Origin of the sequence: Mycoplana azooxidifex (genome assembly GCF_014196765.1) — a bacterium.
Taxonomy (GTDB): Bacteria; Pseudomonadota; Alphaproteobacteria; order Rhizobiales; family Rhizobiaceae; genus Mycoplana; species Mycoplana azooxidifex.
Window position 1 is genome coordinate 50149 of record NZ_JACIEE010000005.1, and the last position, 13259, is coordinate 63407.

The following is a 13259-nucleotide window of genomic DNA, read 5'->3' on the forward strand; positions in this document are numbered from 1 at the left end:
ACGGAACAAGTCAAGAACAAACTACCCCGCCAACGCCGCCAGCCGCCCGTTGATGCTCTGGCGGTTATGGGCGTGGCAGATAGCGATCGCGAGCGCGTCCGCCGCGTCGTTGCCCTTGAACTCGGCTTTGGGCATCAGCACCTTCAGCATCAAGTGGATCTGCTGCTTCTCACCGTGGCCGACGCCGATCACCGCCTTCTTCACCGCGTTCGGCGCATATTCGGCAACGCGCAGGCCCGCCCGTGCCGGCACCAGCATGGCGATGCCGCGCGCCTGTCCTAGCTTCAGCGTCGCCGTCGCGTCCTTGTTGACGAAGGTCTGCTCGACCGCCGCTTCGTCCGGCTGGTAGGAATGGACGACCTCGGCGAGCCCGTCATGGAGCTGGCACAGCCTGGAGGCGAGGTCCATCTCGCCGTCCGACGTCACAGTGCCCGATCCGACGAAGCGCAGCGAATTTCCAAGCGTCTCGATGATGCCCCAGCCGGTGCGGCGAAGCCCCGGATCGATACCGATGATGCGAATCGTGCCCTGCATGGTCGAACCCTATTCCCGATGCGGCGACCCTGCCAGCGAAATGTGAACAGAACAAAAACATCCACAAGGTGGCCCGGCATCGCCAACGACCTTCTTGGATTTCAAGAAATTGAACCTACATGCAGGGGCATTCAAATCCATTCATGCAGAGGTCCGCCATGGTGCCCTTTTCGATCCTCGATCTCTCCCCGGTCGTCGAAGGCGGCACCGTCGCCCAGTCGCTCGCCAATTCGAGGCGCCTGGCGCAGGAGGCCGAAAAAGAAGGCTACCGCCGCTTCTGGCTGGCCGAACACCACGGCATGCGCGGCATCGCCAGCGCAGCCACATCCCTCGTCATCCAGCACGTCGCGGCCGGAACCGAGACGATCCGCGTCGGCTCCGGCGGCATCATGCTGCCGAACCATTCGCCGCTGGTGATCGCCGAGCAATTCGGCACGCTGGAAGCGCTCTTTCCCGGCCGTATCGACCTGGGCCTCGGCCGTGCGCCGGGCACCGACATGAACACCGCCCGCGCGCTCCGCCGCAACCTGGAGACCTCCGCCAACAATTTCCCCCAGGACGTGGTCGAACTGATGGCGCTGATGGGGCCGCTGCAGCCGAACCAGCAGATCATCGCCGTCCCCGGTGCGGGCAGCAACGTGCCCGTCTGGCTGCTCGGCTCCAGCCACTACTCCGCCCATCTCGCCGGCATGCTCGGCCTGCCCTTCGCCTTCGCCTCGCATTTCGCACCCGACATGCTGCTGTCGGCGCTCGAGATTTATCGCGAGCGCTTCACCCCGTCGCAGTATCTCGAAAAGCCGCACGCGATGGTGGGCGCCATGGGTGTGGCGGCGGATACCGACGCCGAGGCCGCCCGCCTCTTCACCTCCATGCAGCAATCCTTCGTCTCGCTGCGCCGCGGCGCGCCGACCGCCTTCCCGCCGCCGGTCGAAAGCATGGACGCTTTCTGGAGCGACCATGAGAAGATCATGGTCGAGCACACGCTGCAATATGCGGTGGTCGGCGGACCGCAGACCGTCAAGGACAAGATTGCCGACTTCCTCGAGCAGACCAGGGCGGACGAGTTCATCGTCTCCATGCCCGTCTACGACATGGAGGCGCGGCTCAAATCCGTCCGCCTGTTCGCGCAGGCGCAGCGGGCGCTGTCCGCCTAGGCTCGGCTGTCGTTGAGGGCGGAGTCTGGTCCTGATGGGCCATGAACCGGATACCACGCACAAGATGGGCCCGCGCCTTGACGGCACGGGCCCTTTGCAATTCCCGGGGCGCCGTCGGCGATCAGGCCGAGAGTTTCGCCATGACTTCGTCGGAGACTTCGAAGTTCGAATAAACGTTCTGCACGTCGTCGTCGTCTTCCAGCGTGTCGATGAGCTTCATCAGCGACTGCGCCTTCTCCTCATCGACCGGCACCGTGTTCTGTGCCTTCCAGATCGCGTTGACGGTCTCGGCCTCGCCAATCGTCGCTTCCAGCGCCTTGGAGACCTCGCCGATATTCTCGAAGGCACAATAGATGGTGTGGACCTCGTCGTCGGTCTCGACATCATCGGCCCCGGCCTCGATCGCAGCGTCCATCACTGCGTCGGCGTCGCCGGCCGCAAGCTTGTAGGTGATCTCGCCGACCCGGTCGAAGGAGAAGGAGACAGAGCCGGTTTCGCCAAGCGCACCGCCGGCCTTGGTGAAGGTCGAGCGGACGGAGGATGCGGTGCGGTTGCGGTTGTCGGTCAGCGCCTCGACGATGACGGCGACGCCGCCCGGGCCATAGCCCTCGTAGCGGATTTCCTCGTAGTTCTCCGCGTCCCCGCCGGAAGCCTTCTTGATGGCGCGGTCGATATTGTCCTTCGGCATCGACTGCGCCTTGGCGTTCTGGATTGCCAGGCGCAGGCGCGCGTTCATCGCCGGATCGGCCATGCCGGCCTTCGCGGCGACGGTGATTTCGCGTGCGAGCTTGGAGAACATTTTCGACCGCACTGCGTCCTGGCGGCCCTTGCGATGCATGATGTTCTTGAACTGTGAATGGCCTGCCATGGCACCCCTGCGCTGTTTGGCGCGACGGCTACGTCTTCTCCGTTGGAAACGACCGCGCGCTGTCTTCGGTTCGGGAGCGCACCCGTCCGCGTCCAGTCCGGCCAGGCGAGCTCCGATTTTGGAAATTGGGCGCGTTATAGTTTTATTGTCGCGCGCCGTCCAGCAGGGGCGGAAAAATCTGCTTTGCACAATGCTGGCCCGAGATAGCAAAGTCCCGGAGGACGGCTCACACGCCCTTGAGAACGAGGATCGTCGGCCGCCGCGGCAGCGAGCGTATCGACACCTCGACGCTCGCCGTATCGGCAAACGATACGTCGAAATCTTCATCGAACATAGTCAGGAAGCGGTCGATCGGCGGCCCGCGCCGGTGCATGGGCAGGATCAGCGCCGAGCGAAGCCGCTCGACCACGCGGCTCATGCTCTCCGCACCCATCGTCAGCCCCCCATCGACCGGCACCATCAGGATGTCCAGCCGGCCGATCTCGGCATATTGCTTTTCGGTCAACTCGTGGTGCAGGTGGCCGAGATGGCCGATGCAGAGCCCCGCAATCTCGAAGATGAAGATCGAGTTGCCGTTCTCCTCCATCGCCCCGCCCCAACTGCGGATGTCCGTCGGCACATTGCGGATGTAGGCGTCACCGGCGACGACATCATGGTCGGCCGGCGCGCCATCGTCCCGCCAGCCGTGCAGCACGTGCTCGATGCCGGGCTGCGGGCTCAGCGTATAGTGGTTGGAATGCGCCTTGTTCATGGTCACCACCGTCGGCAGCGACGGCGGCTTGTACCAGCCGTTGTAGTCGGTCGCGATCCTGATGCCGCCTGGCGTCTCGATGAAGAAGGTGGAGTGCCCGATATAGGTGATCCTGACCGTTCCGTCGGCCTGCGCCTGCGCCAGTTCCGCAGCCGGTAGCGCGAAGCGCGCAAAGACGACCTCGGGCAGGGCCTGCGCGATCATCTGGCACTGGCTGGCCGGCTTCGCTGTCTCCTGCGCCAGCGCCGGCAGTAAGCCCGACAAGAGAAGAACGAACGGCAGGAAAAGAAGTGAGAACCGAATGGACTGCATGGGCGGCGGCTCCGTTCGATGGACGCCGAAACTATGCCAACGCACCTTCACACGGTCGAGCGCAACCTCGCCTGCCGCGTTCACAATCCCGTCAGCCCCGGCGCCGGAACAACCGGCCGCAGCGAGGCGTTTGACCTGCATCGACCGATGCGAGAAAGGACGAAAGCCATGGTGAGTCTGGCAGAAACCCGCGAAAACCCGAAGGAACAGCTCTACGACGAGATCGACCGGATCCACGCCGGCATGCTCGGACTGGAGAACGACCGCATGCACATGCAGCCGATGGCCCCGCAGCTCGACCGGCGGGCGGCAACGATCTGGTTCTTCACCAAGACCGACACGGATCTGGTGGAGGCGACCGGCCAGGGCGCACGGGCCCATTTCTGCGTCGTCGGCAAGGACCACGACTATCACGCCTGCCTCGTCGGCCGCATCACGGTGGAGAAGAACCCGGCAAAGATCGACGCGTACTGGAACTCGGTCGTCGAGGCCTGGTACGACCACGGCAAGCACGATCCGATGCTGACCATGCTGGCGCTGCGGCTGGACGATGCCGCCATCTGGGCTTCGACAGGCAGCACACTCAAATTCGGCTGGGAGATCGCCAAAGCCAACTTCAACCCGGACGAAGAGCCGCATGTCGGCATACGCACCCACGTCGTGTTCGGCGACACGCCGGACGAAATCCGCCGCCAGTGGGCGAGCTGACGCTACGCGTTCTCTTCCCGAAAATCCTCAAACCTTGGCGCGCTTCAACACCTCGTTGATGCGCGCCTGCCAACCTTTCCCGGTCGCCTTGAACTTGTCGATGACCTCCGGATCGAGCCGCAGCGAAACCTGCTGCTTCGGCCGCGGCACGGCCGGCCGGCCACGCGATCGCCGGATACTCTCCATCAGTTCGGGAAAAACCTCGGCGAACGGGCGGGCGTTCGCCAATTCCTCCTCCGTCGCCTCCGGATTGTCGGGGTCAGATGCAATCTGGCGTTGGATCCTGGCTTCTTCCTCGTCGGTCAGCGGCGGGATGTGCAGTCTAGGCGTAGCCATGGGCGCTCCTTTCCTTCCGGCTCGCGGGACGCATGGAGATGATTGAGAGCCCCTGCGATCCCAACGTTACGAAAACGACGGCAATTACCCCACGGTGCAGCACGCCGATCGCCATCAGACGTTCACGTTGTACCGCCACGATCGTCGAACGCGCAAAGAATTCGAGCGTCAGATCCGCAAAGTCGTATCCATGCTTTTCGAAGTTGGATCGGCGTTTGCGTTCATCATAGACGATCTGCATGATTTTTGTATCACTTTAAATCGCGATGCCCAAATCATGCCGAAGCTGTAAATATACGCAAGGACAATCTTTACGGGAATTCGATCACCCCCAGAAGCTGGGGATCGTTTCCTGCAGGCGCGGGCCCAACCGCAGCGGCGCGATTTTCTCCGCCAGTCCCGTCCTGTCGGAAATCTCCACACCCAGCCCGCAGATCGTGGCGGGTCCGTTCGCGGCCTCGAAGCGCCCCTTGGGCATCTTGGAGATGAAGCGGTTGAGCGGCTCCTCCTTGTCCATGCCGAGCGAGCTGTCGTAGTCGCCGCACATGCCGGCATCCGACATGTATCCGGTGCCGCCGTTCAGGATCTGGCAATCGGCGGTGGGCACATGCGTATGCGTGCCGACGACGAGGCTGGCGCGGCCGTCGACGAAATGGCCGAAGCATTGCTTCTCGCTCGTCGCCTCGGCGTGAAAGTCGAAGATGACCGCGTCCGCCTGCTCGCCGAGCGGGCAGGAGGCGAGGATCGCCTCGCCGGTCGTGAAGGGATCGTCCAGCTCGGGATGCATGAACACGCGCCCCATGATGTTCGCCACCAGCACGCGTGCGCCGTTGCGAGCAAGGAACAAGTTCGATCCGCGCCCGGGCGTGCCGGCCGGATAGTTTGCCGGTCGCAGGAACTGGTCGTGCCGGCCGGCGAAGGTCACGGCCTCCTTCTGGTCCCAGACGTGGTTGCCTGTGGTCACGACATCGGCGCCGGCGTTGATCGTCTCCTGGAAGATGTCCTCGGTAATGCCGAACCCGCCGGCGGCGTTCTCGCCGTTGACCACGACGAAATCAAGCTTGAGGTCGGAGATCAGCCCCGGCAGCCGTTCCCAGACGGCGGTTCGCCCGCTCTTGCCCACCATGTCACCGAGAAAGAGAAACCGCATCAGCCCTGTCCATCCTGTCCACTCTGTTCCTTGAATACGCGAAAGCCGGTCTCGGTCAAAATCGCATCGAGCGCCACGTCGTGCGCCTCCGCCGGCACGGCCGGCACCTCCTGGCAATCGAAGGCGATGCCGATCAGCCGCGGCGTGAGCCCCTTGGCGTGCAGCCGGCTGATCGCGCGATCGTAGTGCCCCGCGCCATAGCCGATGCGGTGGCCGCCGGCATCGAAGGCCGAAATCGGAACCAGCAGGATTTCCGGATCCAGGGGTTCTGCCTCCGGCCCCGGTCCCGTCGTGCCGAATCCCGTCTTGACTAACGGCGCGCCGCGCACGAGTTCGCGGAAGACGATCGTTTCGCGGTCGAGCACGACCGGAAGGCAGAGCCGCGCGCCGCGCTCGGCGAGCCGCGCCATCAGCGGCCGGATATCGGCCTCCGAGCGGATCGGCGAGAAACCGGAAATGACCGCGCCCGGCTCGAAGGCGATGATGTCGCCGGCATGGTCTGCCATCGCGAGGCTCGCCTCTATGCGTTCCTGCACGGGCATCGCATCCCGCAATGCCAGCTTCTGGTTTCGAAGCTCGGCCTTCTGTTCCTTCGGCGTCACGCGTCCCATCCCCTGGCTGATCCAGCCCCTCCCTTACCGCCATAGGCCGCCTGCCCGCAACCTCCGCCGAAAGATGGCGTTTCCGCGGGCGATCGACCCGGCGAAACGGCCGCAGGAACGACGACACCTGCGACTGTATCGATATGCAACACCGTCCCCAAGGGTGGTGGAAGGAGCCCGAAGCGCCGTAAACCCGGAGCACAGGGTCGAGGATGGCTGGAGCCGGTCGACATCTGCATAAGATTTAATAAAGCATTTCAGAGAGTTCGGCTGGGCTCGGGCCCGCTCGCCCTCTATCAAGCCCGCCATGTCACCCACCGATTCACAGTTCCGTCACCGGCGCAACAGCGCTGCGCCCGATCTCTCCGCCATCGAACTGCGTTGCCTGGCGCTTGCCGCCGAAGGCAGGACGCCGGGGCAGATCGTGCTGGAAACGGACCTGCCCCTGCCCCGTGTCGCCGAAGCGCTTTCGGGCGCCATGGAGAAGCTCGAGGCGCGCAACATCACTGGCGCGGTCTCGCGCGCAGCCCTGTTGAAACTCATTTAAGGCCCTCGTCTGCCGGCCCCGGTCCGCCAGTCCGCCTTCGACGATCAGGCAGCCTGCGCCTCGGCCAGTTTCAGCAAGGAAGCCGCAGCCCCCTCGTCGGTGATCAGCGTGTTGCAGCCGACGCGCCGGATCGTCGCGCGAATGGCCGGCGCCCGGTGCGCGCCGCCCGAGACGAGCACGATATGGTTCGCCTTCTTCACCGTATCGAGATCGATCGACATCACCCGGTCGCGGATCGGATGGTCGATCGTCCGCCCCTCGGCGTCGAGGAAGTTGCACATGGTGTCGCAGACGCAGCCCGCCGCCACCAGTTCCTTCAGCACCGTAGGCGGCAGGAAGCCGCGTGACAGCGACGTCGAATCCGGGCCGATGTCGCCGCAGCTGACGACGGCGATGTCCATGTTCTCCGCCAACTCGAACAGCGGCTTCAGGCCGCACTTCTCGATCAGGCTGCGCTTGGTCTCGCGGCTGTCCACGATGAGCGGCGCAAGAAAGAGATAGCACTCCGCGCCGAGCTGGCTGGCGATCCGCCAGCTGTATTCGATCGGGTTGATGTGATGCGCCTCGACCACTCCGCCGAGCAGGGAGACCACCTTCACCCGTTCCCGCCGCGCCGGGCGAAAACTGGCGAGCGAGGCAGTGAGCGTCCGCCCCCACCCGACACCCACCGTGCAGTCGTCGGGGATGACCTCGGTCAGGAACTGGCCGAGCGCGAGCCCTAACCCCTTGGCCGTCCCCTCCGCGGTCTCCGCCGCAGGCACCACGATCGCCTCGTCGAGCCCGTAGGCCCGCTCCAGGCGGGTCGCCAGTTCGATGCAGTCCCCCACGCCCTCGCCGATCCAGATCTGGACCTCGCCCCGCTTCAACGCCTCGTCCAGCATGCGGATCACGGTGGTTCGGCCGATGCCGAGCTTCTCGGCTACGTCCTTCTGCGTCAGGCCCTGATTATAGTACAGCCAGGCAGCCCGAAGACGCAGCGAGGCGCTCTCAGAATAGGCCGTGTGCGTTCCGCGCCTGAGCTTCGTCAATGTTTCGTCCCCGCCTCTGCGGCAAAACCCGCGGCTATCCTGTCGGCCTTTCCTAGCACGAAACGCAATTGATGCGACATATGTTTATCGGAATGCGCAAAAGTGCTTGACATCCGACCCATGCGCCACCGATATTCGCCTCGCACCCTCGGCGCGACAAAGTGCCGGCGGAGTGCTAGTGTGCGGTCACGGCGAAGCGGTCCCAGGAAGCCCGCAACGCCGTGCCGACACTTCAGAAATTGCGCAGCCTGCGCTTGCTGCGGACGGACGGCGCCTTGCTTGACGCCACGGATGACACCACGGAACGGGATCTCGAACATGACCTCCAAGCTTGAACAACTGCGTGCCATGACGACCGTTGTGGCCGATACCGGCGACATCGAAGCCGTGGCCCGCCTGAAGCCCGTAGACTGCACCACCAATCCGACCATCGTCCTAAAGGCACTGGGCACGCCGCTGTTCGCCGACACGGTCGCCGAGGCGCTGCGCTGGGGCCAGTCGCAGGGCGGCAACCGCGAAGGCGTCATCGCCGCGGTCGCCGATCGCCTGGCGATCTCCGTCGGTGCGGCGCTCTCCGAGCTCGTTCCCGGCCGCGTCTCGACCGAAGTCGACGCCGACCTGTCCTTCGACACCGAAGCCTCGATCGAAAAGGGTCGCGCCATCATCAAGGCCTATGAAGCCCGCGGCATCGGCCGCGAGCGCATCCTCATCAAGCTCGCCTCCACCTGGGAAGGCATCCGCGCCGCCGAAGTGCTGCAGAAGGAAGGCATCGACTGCAACCTGACGCTGCTCTTCAACAAGGCCCAGGCGATCGCCTGCGCCGACGCCGGCGCCTTCCTCATCTCGCCCTTCGTCGGCCGCATCCTCGACTGGCACGTCAAGGCCTCGGGCAAGACGTTCACCGCCGAAGAAGATCCGGGCGTGCTCTCGGTCCGCGCGATCTACGACTACTACAAGTCCAACGGCATCAAGACGATCGTCATGGGCGCCTCCTTCCGCAGCACCGGCGAGATCGAGGCCCTGGCCGGCTGCGACCGCCTGACGATCAGCCCGCAACTGCTGGAAGAACTCGACAAGGCCGAAGGCACGCTAGAACGCAAGCTTTCGCCCGAGACGGTCAACCGCGTCGCCCCGATCAAGGTCGACGAGAAAACCTTCCGCTGGATGCTGAACGAGGACGCCATGGCGACCGAGAAGCTCTCCGAAGGCATCCGCGCCTTCGCCAAGGACCTCGGCGCCCTGCGCGCAATGATCGACAAGGAATTGAAGGCGGCCGCCTGATAGCGGCTTTCCTCTCCTTGCAGGAACATGGCGGCCGCCCTCGGGCGGCCGTTTGCCGTTTTCGATGAGCCTCAGTGGCGGAACGGGGCGCTGCATTGTCCGCCCCCGCCTTGCCTGCGGTCCTAAATGGCCCCGCCTATTCGGCCGCGTCCCCTGCTAGAGCAGCATCGCCACGCATGCCGGCCAGTTCGTCCTCGATCCGTGCTGCGACCTCGTCCCAGGACAGGATGCCCTCGCGCCATGCCGGATCATGTGGCAGGGCGACGGCCATTTCGACCTTGCCGGCCCAGTCCGGTTCGCCTGCCGGCGCGTAGCCGACGAGGTTGCCGCGCCCGGCCCCCAGGATATCCGGCACGAGCACCGGCAGCAGGCAGTAGGCATATTGCTGGAGCTTGAGGCTGGACTCGGCGAGATAGCGCTCCCGCTCGGTCAGCCGGTAGGGCGCGATGCCGAAATCGGCGAACTTGATGTAGGGGACGATGTCAGCGAACGCCCGCTCGCCGTAGAGGCGCACGTTCGGCGGAAACGTGCCCGAAATCCCCGCGCCGAACAGGTGCAGGAAAACGTCCGGATCCGCCGCCGCCATCGCCCGCACCGCATCCGCGTCGAACAGCATGTTGCCGACGGAGACGCCGTTGCGCGATCCGGCCGCATAGGGCGATGTCGTGCAGGCGTCGAACGCGACCTTGTCGATGCCCTGCGGGACGGCGACGATGCGGCTTTCCTGCGGCAACCCTTCCGCCATGGCCGCCGACGGCACGATCACCCGGTCGAACAGCGGGGCGATCCGGCGCTCCAACTGCTGCAGATGGGTGGCGGCACCGACGGTATCGAGCCGGTCGCGCTTGAAATAGAGCGTGCGCGCAGCGGGATTGATGCGGCGAACCGCATCGAAGAACGCGATCGCCGTCCCGGATTCGATCGCGACCACGTCGGCGGCCCGGATCGCCGCCTTCATGAAGGCGGGCGGCAGGTTGCCGTAGAGCGGGAAGAATAGCGCGTTGATCCCGTTGAGGGCGGCGCTTCCCGAGCTGAACGGGTGCAGCGGCGGCAGGTAGCAGGCGGAGCGGCGGCGCGGCGCGGTCTGCACGAAGCGGTTTTTCTGGTCCGCCGAAAGCCCGGCATAGAGCTCGGGCCGCTTGAACGACGTCAGGGTGCTGAACCCGACGCTGATCGTATCGACCTCGTGGCCGCGGGCGGCAAGCGCCTCGGTCACGAAATGCACGCTGGCCTTGCGTGTTGTCGGCAAGAAGGCGTGCGTCGATAGAAATAGGAATCGCATCTCGTTCCGGTCCGTCGCCGCCAGCAAGCCTGTCGCCGCCGGCCTGTCTGTCCTCAGCGCAGCGCCTGCACCAGCTCCTGCTTCCACATCGACCCGAGCATCTCGTCGAACTGGTCCGGCACGCAGCCCTTGAAGCCGCCGCCCGGATAGAGCGTCAGTTCGCCGACATAGATGCGCCCGCCGCAGCGGTAGAGATCGACGCGCATGAAATCGCTGTCGCCGGCTATCTTGCGCACGACCTCCAGCATTTCGTCCAGATCGCCCGGCCGCGGCAAATCGCCCGCATAGGGTTCGTAGTAGAAGCTCTCGTGCTTCATCGGCTGCCAGTCCGGCGTGAAGTTGCACTCATAGCCGACGCCGTCGCGCCGAAGCCGCATCTCGATATGGGAGACACGACCCGAAAAGACGAAGAACCGGTAGTCGTCGGGCGCATCGCCATTGTCCACCAGCATCTCTTCGACGATGATCAGCGGCTCGAATTCGCCATAGGCCCATTCGCGGTTGATGCGGTGATGCTTGAGCTTCAGCCATTCCGGCCCCGGATCGGCGGCCAGCAGTTCATCGATGTCGCGCCGCTCGCGCAGGAACGCGCCGCAGCCGGAGGCATGCGTCGGCTTGACCACCGCCGGCAGCGGGATGGTCGACCAGTCGACTGCTTTCAGGTCGCGCCCGACCCAATAGGTCGGAATGACATACTGTTCGCCGGCGCGCTGCGCGATCAGCGCCTTGGCCCCGTGCTTGTCGACCATCTGCGCATAGATCGGCCGACGGTCGTAGAGCTTGCGCGCCTGCACCTTCTCGCTGAACAGGCGCGGCTGCTCGAAGTCGGGAAAGCGCCCTGCCATCGAGTAGTACTTCCAGCGCAGGTACGGTCGGTCGGGAAGGACCGCGATGAGACGCCAGAAGAGATGCTGCAGCTTCTGCTTCAGCCGGCTCTCATGGCGCGCGGAAAGCGAGATGTCCGGCATGGGATACACCTTAGGATGGAACTTACGCTGGTTCTGCCCTAAACCAGTTTTGTTAAGCCGGGGTTAGCGAAAAGCCCGGAAGCCCAGCTTTCGCACCACCGGACACTGAATCTTAAGCCCGCTGATCTAGGCGTTAGGGATGGCCTCCCGCCCACGCGGGCGGCAGAACGAAGACGGTCGCCACGATGCAATCCATGCTCGGCTCATCCCTGCTCAATGCCGCTGCCGGCCTGCTGTCGCTGTTTGCCGGCTTCGGCAGCAGCGTCGTCGTGGCGCGCATGCTGGGCGTGGAGGGCGCAGGGATCGTCGCCTACGCGCTCTGGATCATGACGGTGGCGACGCTGCTGTCTGATTTCGGCATGCCGCAGGCGGTGTTGCGGTTCGTCGGCCAAGCGGATGGCGGGGAAGGCGCCCGTCCGGGCCTCGTCCTCACGCTGACGAAGCGCTTCGTGCTGACCACGAGCACGCTTGCCGTCGGCATCGTCGGCTACGCGCTCTGGCTGGACTATACCGGCGAGGCCACCGCCACGCTGATCTGGATCGCGACGGCGGCCCTGTTCCTCTCCTATGCCTATTCGACGATGTCGCTGGGCGCAGCACAGGGGCTCGGCCGGTTTCGCGAAAGCAGCCTCAACACGGCGATCGGCTGCCTGGTGCAGCCTTTCCTCGTCGCCCTCGGCGCCTTCCTGCTGGGACCGGCGGGCGCGATCTTCGGCCATGTCTTCCGCCATCTTCCGCAGGCGCTGTCCCTGCCGAAATACCTGAAGCCGGCATCGAAGGACATCGAGCCGGTGACGCCACCGATGAAGGCCTATGCGCGCAATGCCTGGCTCTCCGGCGGCATGACCGCACTTCTGGGCTCGCGGGTGGAACTCGCCGTCATCGGCCTGTTCTTCAACCTGACCGCGGTCGGGCACTATGCGATCGCCTCGACCATGGCCGGCATGGTCGTGCAGCTCTCCTATTTCCTGGTGGCCCCGCTGGTGCCGCTGTTCTCCCACCACAGCGACCGCGGCGACCATGCCGCGCTGACGAAATCCTACCAGCGCAGCCTGCTCGGCCTGTCGCTGGTGGTCGCCCCGATCTGCCTTGGCGGTGCCGCCATATCGCCGGTGCTGATTCCGCTGCTGTTCGGCGAGGCCTTCCGCCCCTCGGTGGCGCTGTCCGTCGTCCTGCTCGGCTTCACCGTGTTCTCCGCCCTCATCACGGTGCCTTATCGCCTGATGCTGGCGCGCGAGAAAAGCGGCGCGGTGCTGCGCCTTTCGGCCTGGGAAGGCATTGCCTGCATCGGCCTGCTCTTTGCGGCCGTCCCTCTCTTCGGCACGATGGGTGCTGCCGTCGTCAAGGGCCTGACGCTGACAGGAAGCTGCCTCTTCTGCCTCTGGTACTGCCACCGCCGCCTCGGCATCGCCTGCGACCTTCCGGCGCTGGCGAAGGTCTTGCTGGCCGCAATCCTGTGCGCGGCGGCAGCCGGTGCCTGCATCTGGTGGATGCCGAACCTGGCGGGGATGGTCTTGGGCATCTTCGCCGGCGCGATCGCCTACGCTCTCGCCCTCGCCGTCCTCGGCGCAGTCCCCGCAGAGGAGCGACGGCTGGTCGCCGATCTGGCCAGGGCCAGGCTGCCCGCGCCGGTCGCCGGCATGCTCAGCCGCGCCATCCTGGCCGGCCGCGGGTGAAATCGGCCGTCAGGCCGGTGCTATAGAAATTTCTTTTCACAGAAACGAAGCAAATTAGGAAA

The 13259-nt window shown here is 65.0% G+C and carries 15 protein-coding genes; 5 read left to right on the top strand and 10 right to left on the bottom strand.

What is annotated here, in order from left to right:
* Positions 1-21: 21 nt before the first annotated feature.
* Positions 22-534 carry a crossover junction endodeoxyribonuclease RuvC gene (gene ruvC, locus GGQ64_RS12125; protein ID WP_183804473.1) on the bottom strand — a complete coding sequence of 171 codons (513 nt, stop codon included), beginning with the start codon at positions 532-534 and terminating at the stop codon, positions 22-24.
* Between the two features lie 158 nt (positions 535-692).
* On the opposite strand from ruvC, the gene GGQ64_RS12130 reads away from it, so the two are divergent.
* Positions 693-1688: an LLM class flavin-dependent oxidoreductase gene (locus GGQ64_RS12130; RefSeq protein ID WP_183804476.1), complete on the top strand. Its 996-nt coding sequence runs from the start codon at positions 693-695 to the stop codon at positions 1686-1688.
* A gap of 121 nt (positions 1689-1809) precedes the next feature.
* Here the strand turns inward: GGQ64_RS12130 and GGQ64_RS12135 are convergent, their stop codons facing one another.
* A complete protein-coding gene (locus GGQ64_RS12135; RefSeq protein ID WP_183804479.1) occupies positions 1810-2556 on the bottom strand; it encodes a YebC/PmpR family DNA-binding transcriptional regulator in 747 nt (248 codons plus the stop codon).
* Positions 2557-2782: 226 nt separating this feature from the next.
* Complete coding sequence (locus GGQ64_RS12140) at positions 2783-3619, bottom strand: MBL fold metallo-hydrolase (protein WP_183804482.1); 837 nt, start codon at positions 3617-3619, stop codon at positions 2783-2785.
* Between the two features lie 168 nt (positions 3620-3787).
* Here GGQ64_RS12140 and GGQ64_RS12145 point away from each other — a divergent pair, with 168 nt between their 5' ends.
* Entirely contained in the window at positions 3788-4327 is a 540-nt protein-coding gene (locus GGQ64_RS12145) for a pyridoxamine 5'-phosphate oxidase family protein (protein ID WP_183804485.1), read from the top strand.
* Positions 4328-4354: 27 nt separating this feature from the next.
* On the opposite strand, the gene GGQ64_RS12150 is transcribed toward GGQ64_RS12145, so the two are convergent.
* From GGQ64_RS12150 to GGQ64_RS12165, 4 genes are all read right to left on the bottom strand, one after another.
* A complete protein-coding gene (locus tag GGQ64_RS12150; RefSeq protein WP_183804488.1) occupies positions 4355-4663 on the bottom strand; it encodes a BrnA antitoxin family protein in 309 nt (102 codons plus the stop codon).
* Positions 4650-4904, bottom strand: a complete 255-nt coding sequence (locus GGQ64_RS12155) for a BrnT family toxin (protein WP_183804491.1) — start codon at positions 4902-4904, stop codon at positions 4650-4652. Before GGQ64_RS12155 ends, GGQ64_RS12150 begins: the two co-directional genes overlap by 14 nt.
* Positions 4905-4988: 84 nt before the next feature.
* Positions 4989-5813 (bottom strand): TIGR00282 family metallophosphoesterase, encoded by an 825-nt coding sequence (locus tag GGQ64_RS12160; protein ID WP_183804505.1) that lies wholly within the window; start codon positions 5811-5813, stop codon positions 4989-4991.
* The gene (locus GGQ64_RS12165) at positions 5813-6415 is read right to left on the bottom strand and encodes a 5-formyltetrahydrofolate cyclo-ligase (protein WP_183804507.1); all 603 of its coding nucleotides are present in this window, start codon (positions 6413-6415) and stop codon (positions 5813-5815) included. The genes GGQ64_RS12160 and GGQ64_RS12165 overlap by 1 nt, the downstream gene beginning before the upstream one ends.
* A 307-nt stretch (positions 6416-6722) precedes the next feature.
* Here GGQ64_RS12165 and GGQ64_RS12170 point away from each other — a divergent pair, with 307 nt between their 5' ends.
* Positions 6723-6962 carry a helix-turn-helix domain-containing protein gene (locus GGQ64_RS12170; protein WP_246422614.1) on the top strand — a complete coding sequence of 80 codons (240 nt, stop codon included), beginning with the start codon at positions 6723-6725 and terminating at the stop codon, positions 6960-6962.
* 44 nt (positions 6963-7006) lie between these two features.
* Here the strand turns inward: GGQ64_RS12170 and GGQ64_RS12175 are convergent, their stop codons facing one another.
* Positions 7007-7990, bottom strand: coding sequence for a sugar-binding transcriptional regulator (locus GGQ64_RS12175; protein WP_183804510.1), 984 nt, complete (start codon positions 7988-7990; stop codon positions 7007-7009).
* A 318-nt stretch (positions 7991-8308) separates the two neighbouring features.
* Here GGQ64_RS12175 and tal point away from each other — a divergent pair, with 318 nt between their 5' ends.
* Complete coding sequence (tal, locus tag GGQ64_RS12180) at positions 8309-9271, top strand: transaldolase (protein ID WP_183804514.1); 963 nt, start codon at positions 8309-8311, stop codon at positions 9269-9271.
* A 136-nt stretch (positions 9272-9407) separates the two neighbouring features.
* Here tal and GGQ64_RS12185 read toward each other — a convergent pair whose 3' ends face one another.
* Together GGQ64_RS12185 and GGQ64_RS12190 are read right to left on the bottom strand one after the other, a co-directional pair.
* Positions 9408-10553 (bottom strand): GumK N-terminal domain-containing glycosyltransferase, encoded by a 1146-nt coding sequence (locus GGQ64_RS12185; protein WP_425488508.1) that lies wholly within the window; start codon positions 10551-10553, stop codon positions 9408-9410.
* Positions 10554-10606: 53 nt separating this feature from the next.
* On the bottom strand, positions 10607-11521 hold the full coding sequence (locus GGQ64_RS12190; RefSeq protein ID WP_183804520.1) for an ATP-grasp fold amidoligase family protein: 915 nt from the start codon (positions 11519-11521) through the stop codon (positions 10607-10609).
* Between the two features lie 194 nt (positions 11522-11715).
* Here GGQ64_RS12190 and GGQ64_RS12195 point away from each other — a divergent pair, with 194 nt between their 5' ends.
* Entirely contained in the window at positions 11716-13197 is a 1482-nt protein-coding gene (locus GGQ64_RS12195) for a lipopolysaccharide biosynthesis protein (protein ID WP_183804523.1), read from the top strand.
* Positions 13198-13259 lie beyond the last annotated feature (62 nt).